General features: G+C 44.3%; 8 protein-coding genes. 3 read left to right on the top strand and 5 right to left on the bottom strand.

The window, feature by feature from the left end:
• Window positions 1-34: 34 nt before the first annotated feature.
• Window positions 35-844: a patatin-like phospholipase family protein gene (locus HF312_20620; protein MCU7522630.1), complete on the bottom strand. Its 810-nt coding sequence runs from the start codon at window positions 842-844 to the stop codon at window positions 35-37.
• A gap of 183 nt (window positions 845-1,027) precedes the next feature.
• Between HF312_20620 and HF312_20615 the strand changes: the two genes are divergently transcribed.
• The 3 genes from HF312_20615 (at window position 1,028) to HF312_20605 (ending at window position 5,655) form a co-directional block, all read left to right on the top strand.
• Complete coding sequence (locus HF312_20615) at window positions 1,028-2,497, top strand: M28 family peptidase (protein ID MCU7522629.1); 1,470 nt, start codon at window positions 1,028-1,030, stop codon at window positions 2,495-2,497.
• A 298-nt stretch (window positions 2,498-2,795) separates the two neighbouring features.
• Window positions 2,796-5,042, top strand: coding sequence for a HAMP domain-containing protein (locus HF312_20610; protein MCU7522628.1), 2,247 nt, complete (start codon window positions 2,796-2,798; stop codon window positions 5,040-5,042).
• 145 nt (window positions 5,043-5,187) lie between these two features.
• On the top strand, window positions 5,188-5,655 hold the full coding sequence (locus HF312_20605) for a purine-binding chemotaxis protein CheW (protein ID MCU7522627.1): 468 nt from the start codon (window positions 5,188-5,190) through the stop codon (window positions 5,653-5,655).
• A gap of 47 nt (window positions 5,656-5,702) precedes the next feature.
• Here the strand turns inward: HF312_20605 and HF312_20600 are convergent, their stop codons facing one another.
• The 4 genes from HF312_20600 to HF312_20585 form a co-directional block, all read right to left on the bottom strand.
• A complete protein-coding gene (locus HF312_20600) occupies window positions 5,703-6,332 on the bottom strand; it encodes a hypothetical protein (GenBank protein ID MCU7522626.1) in 630 nt (209 codons plus the stop codon).
• 92 nt (window positions 6,333-6,424) lie between these two features.
• Complete coding sequence (locus tag HF312_20595) at window positions 6,425-7,066, bottom strand: PorT family protein (GenBank protein ID MCU7522625.1); 642 nt, start codon at window positions 7,064-7,066, stop codon at window positions 6,425-6,427.
• 179 nt (window positions 7,067-7,245) lie between these two features.
• Window positions 7,246-9,516 (bottom strand): PAS domain S-box protein, encoded by a 2,271-nt coding sequence (locus HF312_20590; protein MCU7522624.1) that lies wholly within the window; start codon window positions 9,514-9,516, stop codon window positions 7,246-7,248.
• Window positions 9,517-9,990: 474 nt separating this feature from the next.
• Window positions 9,991-11,931, bottom strand: a complete 1,941-nt coding sequence (locus tag HF312_20585) for an Nramp family divalent metal transporter (GenBank protein MCU7522623.1) — start codon at window positions 11,929-11,931, stop codon at window positions 9,991-9,993.
• Between the last annotated feature and the right edge of the window lie 6 nt (window positions 11,932-11,937).

The raw sequence follows: 11,937 nt of genomic DNA, 5'->3' as shown, positions 1-11,937 counted from the left end.
TTTATGCGCAGGCTTTTTGCTAAATTAAGAAGCTCTATGCAACAGCCTGCGCGGCGGACGATTTATTTGTAGCCCGGGGTGACAAATTCGCAGCGCGAATGCCGGAACCCCGGGGACTGTAGCTCCCCATAAGCCTGTTGCACGTGCTGGCGGATATTATCTCTATCGGCCTGTCTTTGTCCTCAACTACCTGCAGAGCCTCAGTCATACCAAGAAGCACGGGATTATTGGCCCAGAGACCCCCGTCCACATAGTATTCATCCTCTTCATGGAACTCAACCTTATTTACAGGGAACAGAATGGGTGCTGTGCAGCTCGAAAGAACCGCTTCATAGGCTTTATACTCGCCGTCATCAAGCGCTTTAGGGTTATGCGGCGTCCTGAAAATTCTGTGAATGAATTTATGCGCCTCCACTGCTGCAATGCAGAGCGCTATTCCTCGCTCTCTGTAAATGTCTTCCAGCGTCCTGTCCTGAAAGACAAACTTTAACGCCTTAAGCAATTCCTCCCGGTCGCCGGAATTTACAAATGCATGCTTTGCCGCCCAGAGGTAAAACTCCGGCTTCTGCGGCTCCGGCATGGGACTGGGGAATATCTTAAGTCCTTCTTTTATATAAATATCCTTAAGCGCATCTATCGGCACTCCGGCAGCCAGCCCGCAGGCAAGAATAGATCCCGTGCTCGTCCCGCATATGAGATCAAACCCCTTGCCGAAATCTGGGAAAGGCTGCGGGTGATCTTTATTAAAAAGCTCCGTCAGCTTCGTCAACAGTGTCGCCGTATAAAGCCCCCTCATCCCGCCGCCATCCAGCGTCAGCACACGAAAAGGTTTTTCCCCGATCATCTTATCTCCCGGTTTTAATAATAATCTAAAGGGGACAGAATCAGAAGCAATGAACAAAATTAATTATGAATTTTGAGTTATGAATTATGAATGGAAGAAATGCCTTTTAATTCATAATTCAAAATTCAACATTTTTCAAAAATTGTTTATTTTTGGCATAATATTTATAAACTGATTGTCATTATGAAACTAAATTTAATCCTTTTAATCACAATGCTGTTTGCCGGAATAATCTCCGCTCAGCCGGCCTTCAGGGGCGATTCTCTAATCAGTATTACAAACCTTAAAACTCATCTTGAAAGGCTTGCCGGCGACAGCCTCAGAGGGCGCGCTACGGCATCTAATGACGAAAAAAGAGCTGCCCTCTATATCGCTGAACAGATGAAATCCCTCGGCGCTGAACCTTTACTCGGCAATTCTTTCATCCAGACCTTTCAGCTCGAAGCCTTCACTATGAGTCCCGAAAGCCGCCTGTCGTTTCTTTCCGGAGGTAAGGAAATTGAGGGACTTAAAATCTACGACAATTACTTTTTCCTTAAGGGTTACGTGAAAGGAAAGATTGATACAACGCTTGATCTGGTTTATGCCGGCTACGGTATCCGTGAAGAGGGGATTGACGACTATAAGGACCTTGAGGTTAAGGGCAAAATTGTCCTGGTGAAAGGCGGTATGCCTTCTGATATCAAAGCCCGTAATACACTCGTTTCAAAAGGAATTACCCCCGATATGGCCTTTAAGATCAGAGCCGCACAAAGACTTGGCGCCCTCGGAATTGTCATCGTTACAGACAGCGCCAATACAGCCGACTGGGACCGCATGATGCTCCGCGGCATTAGGCCACAGCACCGCTTCCCGGGAACTGCCCCAAAAGGCTCTTTCTTGGCCGCTTTAATCAGACCGGAAGCTTTTAGTAAATTTGTTGAACCCTCTTTATCACACCTTAAAGTGAACGTTAATTCATCATTAAAAACTGAAATTGTAAATTCATACAATGCCGTTGGTCTCCTTAAAGGAACTGACCCTGCATTAAAAGATGAATTCGTTGTCGTTGGAGCACACCACGACCACCTTGGCGTAATAGACGGAAAGATCTATAATGGCGCCGACGATAACCTCTCAGGCGTTACTTCAGTCCTCGAAATTGGAAGAATACTAAAAAAGCTCCATGAAAATAAAAGATCCGTCATTCTTATTTCACACGGCTCCGAAGAAGCCCTCATGCTTGGATCTGAATACTTCACAAATCATTTTGACAGAATAAATAACATCTCTGCAATGGTTAATATAGATATGGTAGGACGCGAAAACAGGGATACCATCTACCCCATAGGATCTGCCAGACTGGGAAATGAAATGAGGAAAATTTTGGAAGAAACAAACAATGAAACAGTAAAATTTGCATTAAATTACAAATTCGATGATCCTCACGACCCCGATAGAATGTATTACAGAAGTGACCATTACAGCTACGCACAAAAGGGAATTCCTGTAGTCTTCTTCTATGATTATATGTTAAAAGACTACCACAAGGCTACAGATGACATTGAAAGAATAGATTACCAGAAAGTGGCCAAAATTGTGGAACTGTCTTATAAAATGATCCTTAAAATCGCCAATATGCCCCACAAGGTCATACCCCAATCCCGGCTGTAGCGTTTCAGACGAGGTACTAAACCTGGGAAATACGGAGAACCTGAGTATAAAGACAAACGCTAACCCTCGCTCAGGTTGAAGTCCGATAAAAAACAGACGCTGTGGATACTCTTTTATCCATGCTCGCCAGAGTTAAGAAAGAAAACCGCATTGAAACAATAAATTCCAGCCGGAAAAAGAAAATATTATGATTCTGCTGCCCCGGACTAAATTAAAATTACTATAATCCGATAATGAATCACCGATCCGGGAATTTCATTATTAACTAACAATAAGTCTGAATGAGACAGGGAAATCTATGTCAATAAAAAAGATGTTCATAATTATTTATTCTATTACCGGGCTCGCCATTGTAGGCCTTGGTGTGTCAACTCTGCTCATGCTCCGTGCACAAAAAGAGCTTAATGAAAGTCAGGAAGTTAGATATAAATCTTATCAGCTGGCACTCGAGCTTAGGCAAAATTCAGAGGACCTTACCAGGCTGGCCAGAACTTATGTTGTAACGGGTGATGATAAATATGAAAAACAGTACTGGGAACTGGTGGATATATCTGGTGGAAAAAAACCACGCAAGGACGGCCGTACGGCATCTTTTTCACAGCTGATGAAAGAACTTAATTTTTCGGATGATGAGTTTGCAAAAATTAAAGAATCAGAAGATAAATCCAATGAGCTGGTCACAACTGAACAAAAAGCAATGAATGCCGTTAAAGGCTTGTTCCAGGACGCTAACGGTAATTATACCGTTAAAGGCGCTCCCGATATGGAACTTGCCCGGCGCCTCGTTCACGACGAGAACTACAACCGCCAGAGAGCTATAATACTTCAGCCGATAGACGACTTCTTTAAAATGCTCGATAACCGCACAAAGAAAGTTGTGGACGGCCATGTTGACGATAGCTATTTTTACTTCTATCTTATCTGTACAATCGTTGCATCACTGATCATAATTCAGATTATTAACTTCTTCTTAATTCACAGAAAAGTGAATAAACCAATCGATGCCCTCAGGAGTGCTATAGGCAAAATCGCTGTGGGGGATATGTCAGCTGTGGTGGATTATAAGAGCAATGACGAGATCGGTCAGCTTTCTGCAGGCTTTAATAACATGATTAGAAAAATTAAGGACGAAATGTCCATGGCCCAAAGCTTTCAGCAGGGTCTCAGTGCAGCTATGTTTATTACCGACAGGGATACCAATATCCTCTCAATAAACCAGTCTGCACTAAATATGATGAAGTATAATAAAAAGCCTGAAGAGGTGATCGGCATACAAAAAGTGAAAGATATTTTCCTGCAGGATTCGGTCTCTACCAGGTCATTCCAGGGGAATTTTGCCAATGGCACCTTTACTCTGAAAGATCATACAGGCGCCGCATTCCCCGCATTAATTCAGTCGGGACCCGTATATAACAGCAAAAAAGAAATGGTTGCCTGCTTCGTTACCTTTATTGACCTGCGCGACATCGAATCAAAGCAGAAGGCCTACCTGAATGAGCAGATAGCACCAATTGCAGATGTAATAGGCTTAGTTTCCCAGGGCGACTTTACAAAGAATCTCCAGCTCGATGAGAAAAGCGACCTCTTTAAGCTAGGCCAGAATATAAACAAGATGATTGCGGATCTGCATAACACCCTTTCCATGGTAAGTGAAGCTGTACAGGCTACAGCCTCAGCTGCAAACGAAATATCTTCCTCATCTGAACAGATGGCAGCAGGCGCTCAGGAGCAGAGCCAGCAGGCAACTGAAGTAGCCGGTGCTATTGAAGAAATGACTAAAACTGTCTATGAAACAGCTAAGAATGCAAATGAAGCTGCCGATGTATCCAGAGGCTCAAGTTCTGCTGCTGAAAAAGGAGCTAAGAAGATAAACGATACAAAGAAGGGAATTGAGAAGATTGTTTCTTCAGCAGAGGAAACCTCAAGAATTGTAGCTTCACTTTCACAAAGAAGTGAACAGATTGGTGAAATAACTCAGGTAATTGATGACATTGCAGACCAGACAAACCTTTTAGCCCTTAATGCCGCAATTGAGGCTGCCCGTGCCGGTGAGCAGGGACGGGGCTTTGCCGTTGTGGCAGACGAAGTAAGAAAACTAGCCGAACGTACAACCAAAGCAACAAAGGAAATAGCCGAGACAATTAAGGCTATTCAGAAAGAAGCAAAAGAGGCTGATTCATCCATGGGAGAAGCCAGGAGTGCCGTGGAAGCAGGAATGAGTCTGACCGAAGAGGTTGCAGAGGTCTTAAGTGAAATCCTCAAGGGAGCACAGAAAACAACTGACGTGGTCCTGCAGGTTGCTGCGGCTTCAGAGGAGCAGTCCAGCGCTGCAGAGCAGATATCCAAGAATATTGAAGGCATTTCCAGCGTAACTCAGCAAAGTGCTGCCGGAACAGAACAGATAGCCCGTGCTGCCGAGGACTTAAACCGCCTTACAGTCAACCTCCAGGAACTGATCAGCGGATTCAGATTAAAAGAGACTGAAATCAGGTATGCCCGTGAAAAAGAACTTTCCCAAAGGAAAAGCCCTCACCTCATGAGATAAATAATGAAGACAGGAATAAATTTCCTGTTACCGAAAATTTATTATATTTGCAGGTCGGGATTCTTTCCTGACCTATCTTTTGCGTTTTTGACGTCGGACCTCGGACGTCGGACCTATTTTGCAAATTTATTAACGGAGATAAGCAATGGAAAAGACAGACAGTTCAGAATTGTTACAATTAGTCAGCTTTACAATCGGACGTGAAGAGTTCGGAGTGGACATACTGAAAGTTCAGGAAATTATAAGGATGATAGAAATTACTTCTATCCCTAACTCCCCATCCTTCGTCGAAGGAGTAATAAACCTGAGGGGCAGGGTAATCCCTGTCATAAGCCTGAGGAAAAGACTTGGCCTCGACAGGCTGGAACACGACCGCAATACTAGGATTGTTGTAGTTGACCTTTCTGGACGTACAATTGGCTTCATAGTAGACAGCGTAAGCGAGGTCTTAAGAATACCAAAAAACACCACGGAAGCTCCTCCAAGCCTCGTTGCCGGCATCAACTCCGAGTATATCACTTCCATAGCCAAGCTGGAAGACAGGCTTTTAATCCTCCTCGACCTCGATAAGGTCCTTGTGGAAGAAGAAAAACAATTGCTCTCGGGAGTCTGATTTTATTATAACTAACCCCGGCTCTCAACAGAAAGCCGGGGCTGAATTTATTTTAATTCGTACCTTACCAGCTTATTACCATGCTGTGACCATGTAACTACTGTTGCAGTCATTCCAATACCTTTTTCGAAAGTTGTCCTCCACGATGGAAGGTCTGTCGGAGAACCAGGCCAGGGTTCACGGTAATAATTGAAAGTAACCAGCGAATCAGTTTTATTTGCCAGACGGCCTGCCAGGTTTCCGTTGCTGTACGGTATTACAATGAACTTTTCCGAACCGGAAGAGAAACATCCTCTGAACTGAATATATGAATCTCCTGAAGGCTGGGGATCTTCTATGCAAAACAGACTGTCAGACTTAACAGAGTAATAATTTGTATCAATAAAGGAAACATCTCCCTTGTAGTCATAATCAGTCTCTTCAACTAAATAAAAAGTCTTGTCCCCGAATGTTTTTGATCCCTTTACTTCCCAAACCATGCTGATGTTCGGCAAAACATAGGCTGAATCATCGGCAAAATTAGAACTGTAAAACCATTTGTTCCCGGTCTTTAACGGGAAGAAAGAATTATCTTTGCTTACTGTGGATGGAGCATTTGGCTCCTGACTTGAATGGCATCCTGCAATTGAAAACAATAAAAGCAGAATAAAAACTATAAATGCAATGTGCCTTTTCATTTACTGTCCTTGAATAATTAGAAAATAAATCAGCAATGACAAACGAAAACCCCACGAACTTCTAGCCTTACCGGAATCTCTCCGCCCATGCCTCAGAATTTCACACCGACCAGAAAATCAAAAGAATAAGATTTGATTGTAAAGTAATCATCCTTGAATGCATTGGTCAGATCATGATTGTAACGAAATTCCGCTGTAAGGATAAAAGGCAGTTGCATGTTGATTTCGGTTCCTATAGCAGCTGAATAACCCAGAACAAACTTGTTATACATATCCCGGTTCTGATCAGACTGCTCATTGCCGCCAACAAGGTAATTAAGAACAGGTCCTGCAAAAACGTAGGGCGTTAAACTGCTGAATTCATATCTTCCTTTTGCCAGGGCTGATAACGAGATGTAATCATATCTTAGGTCAAGTGTTCCTATTTCTTCATATCCCAGAGCATTATTAGCTTTCCTTATTACGGTAATATCCTTGTCTTTTGTTCCGTTCTGCATATAAGCAGCCTCGCCCATAAAACTAAGGTTTTGAGAGGTTATGTATTCTCCAAACAATCCAAACCTGAATCCCGGTTTGCTGTCAAATCTTCCCGACCTGGCGGCTGAAATGTTATTGTAGTTCTGATTTGCAGATGAGATCCCCAGGTTGGCTCCGAATTTCAGGGGTGTCTGGCAATAGGAATAAATTAATGTAAAATGAAAAATTAAAAGCAGGCCTAAAACAAAAGTTTTCATTACAACCTCCTGTAAAATTCTTCCAGAGACGGAATAATGGATTATTTGCAAGATGAAAATAGTCCCATCATCAGAACTTTTAACGGAAAGTTAAATTATTTTTATCTGATAGGCAATTGATAATTGAATAACTGCATAGACTACTACACGTCAAATCCCCGCGGCGGAAACGCCGAAGGTTACTCCTCCTCAAATATGACTGTGAACGCCGTCCCTTTCCCTTTTTCACTCCTTACGTGTATCTCAAGATTGTTTAGCTCGCAGTACTTTTTCACCAGAGCAAGACCCAAACCATTGCCTTCAAAACGGCGAGTGTAGCCTGTGTCTTCCTGTACAAAAGGCTCAAACAGCTTGTCCATAAACTCTTCAGACATCCCGATCCCGGTGTCAGATATCTCAACATAAACCAGTCCGCTATTCTCCCATAAACTTACTGCTATTTCTCCTTTGGGCGTGTACTTGATGGCGTTATCAATAAGATTAATAAATATCTGCCCTACAGTATAGCTGTCAGCCTTTACCTTCGGTATGGAATTGCCTCTGTTAAGCCTTATGCGCAGCCCCCTGGAATCGGCCGCCGAAGAGAATTCATGCAGAATATGCTTCAGCACATCCTTTTCCAGATCCAGCTCCTCGTAAAGACATTCATACCGCCCGGCCTGTACATCCGACATGTTGAGTATAAGGTCTATCGTCCTGATTAACCTTCTGCCACTGTTGTCTATGGCATTAAAGCTGTACTCCGTCAGCTCACTAATAGATTCCTGCATCTCTTCCTTCAAAAGCGATACATAGCTGAGTATTACATTTATCGGCGTTCTGATCTCATGCGAAATCTGCGCCAGAAATTCGCTCTTCAGGCGGTCGGCTTCCTGCGCCTTTTCCTTCGCCTTAATAAGCTCCTCTTCAGCTTCCTTGAGATTCGTAATATCAGAGGCTATGCCTACAATTCCTTTTATGTTTCCCTGTTCATCCTTAAAAGGAATCTTGTCAACCTTAATCCATCTCTGGCCCTCACGGGTTGTCATCTGCTCCACGACATCCCTGACGGGTCTCTGCGTCTCAATTACTATTTTATCGGAATCGTAATAACCCTCTCCCTCGCCGGGGAATACTTCGGACAGCGGCCTGTTGACAAGGTCCTCCTTTGGACAGGTGAACCACTTATCAGCCGTGTCGTTCACCCATATAAACTCGTTTTTAAGATTTTTGAAAAATATTAAAGCCGGCACGGAATTGAATATTTCCAGCTGTTCCTCCTGCTGCTGCCTGAGCTTATATTCGGCATTTCTTATATCCGTAAGATCAGCTGCCACCGTCAGCACCAGGCTCTTCCCGTCAGGCAGGTTTCCCAGATCTGCTCTGTCGAAACTCCATATCCTTGAAGTGCCGTATTTTGTATTTATTACATAATCGATATCTTTTATGCTTACTTTCTTAGTGTAGTAACTGCTTATTACCTGCACCATCGCGTCTTTATTGCTGCTGCCGTATGCTTTTTCCGCCCAGTCGCTTATTGTAGGGATTTCTTCGTGAGCATAGCCGCTGATCTTGGTCCAGGCCTCATTGAGATGTATTATCTTGCCGTCAGATGAGTGAATAGCCATAGGGAAGGGGGCCCTGTTCAGAGCTACCCTGAAACGCTCTTCGCTTTCCTGCAGTGCCGACTGCACTTTTCTGTACTCTGCCAGTATGCCTGCATTCTCAAGGGCAATAGCTGCTATGGTAGAAAGCGACTCCAGGAGCTTTTTGTCTTCGTCGTTAAATCCCTCGGGCTTATTATGAATCTCAAAGCATCCGGCCAGTCTGCCGTCTTTATCCAGGATTGGCACATCCAGAAGGGAAGTAAACTTTAATTCCTTTTGTATTTCAGGAATGACGTATGGATCATTTGCAGCATCATTTGTAAGATAAGCCTGGTGTGTAGCCATAACGTGGCCCGGTACACCGTAGCCTTCGGCAAATGTAAAATTTACAGGGAATATATTGCCTTTATCGTTGTACTCTGTGAAAGTCATCATGCCGTTCTGTATAAAACCGGTTCCCCCGCCTGTGGCTCCCGTGAGGTCAAAAGCGTAAAAAACCAGTTTGCGCATAATCTCAGAGACTTCCAGTACGGAATTAATGTCGCGTGAGGCATGGTTTAAGACCTTAAGCTGGACGTTCTTCCTCTGGACTTCCTTCTCAGCCATGATCTTGCTTTCAACATAACTGTTTATCCTTTTCATATAAAAACTGATCAGTCCGAATATTAAAAGACTGGTCAGCAGGATAAACATAATCCCCTTATAAATGCTGATTGTAACCGACTCCTCAAGATTGGAAACAAATTTGCCCAGAATCCAATCTGACGTGAGTATCCATAGCCCGCCCAGAAAAGCATATACAAGAGCGACTTTGAAAGCTACATTTTTATTATTCAGGTACTTTTGATATCTGTCAAACAGCATTAGCTAACTTAAATATTGAATTGAATAAAGATAGTAACTAATAATTAAAAAGCAACAATATTTCCGAATAACCTGCGGGCGGAATTCATCAATAAACGCAGTAATCACAGGTGTAAGAACGACTTCAGCAATTAAATTGGAAGAAAATACCTTGCAAGCTAAGGAAATAAGTTGATAAAAGCACCTTAAAAGGTAAAAAAATGCACAAAAACCGGGAATTTTTTCTTTTTTAATAAAAATTTTCCGAAAACGCTCCTCGTCACCATATATATATAATGTAATAAAAGATTGCGTGATGTTAAGATGCATTTCTGACACATTACGGCCTGCAAAGTAACCACGCAGTTCCTTTTGTTGCTGATCTATAATATGGCCGGTTTTCAATGGAAAACCGGCCTTCTTTTTATCAAAAAATTGTATTTACAGTAGAACGTCGAACCTGCTCATTCTCCCGGACGTCGGACCTTCTTTTCCTCATTCCGTCGGGCGTCGGACCTCGGACGTTGGACTTTTATTCTCCTCCACCATCGGCGTCTCAACCCTCGTGTCCGTTACCCTTACCGTCAGAACCGGTATCTCAAGCGCGTGCCTTACTCCCGTAATCGTCTGCCCGAAAATTATGTCGCTTAAACCCGTATGCCCGTGAGAACCCATAACCAGCATGTCCAGCTTTAATTCCCGCGCCGCCGTTATTAAAACCTGCACCGGATTGCCTACCCTCAGGCATATCTCCACCGGAAGATCCGGCCTCTCAATCTCACGAACCAGCTCCTCCATGTAGGCCTCGTCCTGGCGGGAATGCCTGCTGTCACTTTCATCACCGTATACATACGTTCCCGGCGACTCAATTACGTGTATGAGCGTAATGATAGAGTGATCGGGCCTGGCAAGCGAAAGGGCCATGGAAATTACGTCATTGTCACCAGGCCCGTTTTCCAATGCAGCACCAATATGCCTGATCGGCCTGTGCGTCAAACCTTGCGCTACTGTTTGCCCGCGCGTTACAATTCCGCTTTCCCATACTCTCCGCTTTCCGAATATTGGGGCAAATAATATATACAGCAGAACCGCAGCCAGAAAAACTGCCCCGGCAAGAACTAAAACATAATAGGGAAGTGCCAGGTCTTTGGAAAACTCTCCCATGGCATCTATTACAAGCTTCATATTCAATACAACAATTGCACCTGCAACAATCCACGCGGCTACCTTCACCCACAGCTTGTTGGTGAAACTCCCCATCTTCCCCGTATCAGAAGTAAAATGAATGAGCGGAATAACCGCAAAGGGAAGCTGAAGGCTTAATACCACCTGCGAAAATATTAAAAGCTGGTAGACTCCCTGGCTTCCGGAAATGGCAATGACAATAACAGCCGGAAGAAGTGCAATTCCCCTGGTCAGAACCCTTCTTAACCACGGCCTCATTTTGAAATTCAGGAACCCTTCCATAACTATCTGTCCCGAAATCGTTCCCGTCAGCGTGGAACTCTGCCCCGCAGCTAAAAGCGCAATGGCAAATAACGCAGGCGCCAGAGCCGTGCCAAGTATCGGCTGCAGAAGATTATGCGCCTGCTGGATTTCAGTTACTTCAATACCCCTGCTGAAAAACGTTGCGGCACTGAGTACCAGAATTGCCGCATTTACAAAAAATGCCGCGTTAAGCGCAACGGCTGAATCCAGAAGATTGAACTTGCACGCCTCGGCTTTCCCGGTGTATGTCTGCGGTATTGCCCTCGACTGCACGAGCGATGAATGAAGATATAAGTTGTGAGGCATTACCGTGGCCCCGATTATTCCTATTGCAACGTATAAGGCTCCATCGGGAAGACGGGGAACAAATCCTGTAACCACACCGCCCCAGTCGGGACTCGTAAAGAACAGTTCCAGTAAAAAACATAATGCAATCGTACTGATCAGCATTACAATAAAGGCTTCCATCTTCCTTACACCAAGCCTTTGAATTGCAAGCAGAAGGAATGTATCAAAAGCAGTTACGGCGCATCCCCACAAAAGAGGGATCCCGAAGAGCATATTCAGCCCCAGCACCGTCCCGATTACCTCGGCCAGGTCCGTTGCTGCAATTGCAATTTCTGCCAGGAACCATAGCACATATCCTACCGGTTTAGGATACTCCCTGCGGCAGCCCTGAGCCAGGTCGTAGCCTGTCACAATGCCAAGCCTCGCCGAGAGTGTCTGCAGAAGCACAGCCATAAGGTTTGACATCAGAAGGACCCATATCAAAGCGTAGCCGAACCGGGCCCCGCCTTCCAAATCCGTGGCCCAGTTACCCGGATCCATATATCCAACGCTGACCAGATATGCGGGACCCACAAACGCCAGCAGTCGCCTCCACCATCCCCGCTTCCTGACCTCAACTTTTTCAATAGTCGATATTTTCGGCACTTCAACTTTTTCCATATCTCT

Source organism: Ignavibacteria bacterium (assembly GCA_025612375.1).
GTDB lineage: Bacteria > Bacteroidota > Ignavibacteria > Ignavibacteriales > SURF-24 > JAAXKN01.
Note: the sequence above shows the minus strand (reverse complement) of the source record. Positions and strands in the feature narration are given on the sequence as shown.